We start from the raw sequence: 501 nt of genomic DNA on the forward strand, positions 1-501 counted from the left end.
CGCGCCCAGGCATCGCGGTAGTCGGCGTCGACGGGACGCTGCAGGTTGTGCTGGGCGGCGCCCGCGTACACGGGGCAGTTGCGGCAATGGACATGGGTTGCCAGCTCGGGGCAGCTGCGGTCGCCCGCGACGCCGATGTGGCGCCAGCAGGCCTCCTCGTCCCGCGCGCGGACCGGCAGGTGCTTCATGCGTGCTGCCTCCCGCGCCGCGCATGCACGCGCGCGGCGCGCTCGCGCAGGCTCGTACCCTGGGCGAGGTCGCCACGCTGTTCGGCGAGCAGGGCCAGCCCGCACAAGGCTTCGTAGTGGTCGGGATCGAGGTAGACGCAGCGCCGCCAGCAGTCTTGCGCACCCTGCGGCCGGCCCGTGCATTCGGCCGTGAGCCCGAGCAGGAACCACGCTTCGGCATCGTCCGCGCGCACGGCGAGCAGCGCGCGGCACGCGTCTTCCGCGTGCGCCAGCCGGCCGGCGTCGGCGTGGGCCTTCGCTTCGGCCAGCAGGT

The 501-nt window shown here is 74.5% G+C and carries 1 protein-coding gene and 1 pseudogene; both read right to left on the bottom strand.

Going from position 1 to position 501, the window contains the following annotated elements:
- Positions 1 to 188 (bottom strand): annotated as a pseudogene (locus ACEN88_RS34035) (chemotaxis protein CheW); the annotation flags it as partial.
- A partial coding sequence (locus ACEN88_RS34040) for a tetratricopeptide repeat protein (protein ID WP_413346787.1) occupies positions 185 to 501 on the bottom strand: 317 nt, incomplete at its 5' end. The pseudogene ACEN88_RS34035 and the gene ACEN88_RS34040, both read right to left, overlap by 4 nt.

The organism is Massilia sp. CT11-108 (assembly GCF_047302915.1).
Lineage (GTDB): Bacteria > Pseudomonadota > Gammaproteobacteria > Burkholderiales > Burkholderiaceae_D > Telluria > Telluria orientalis.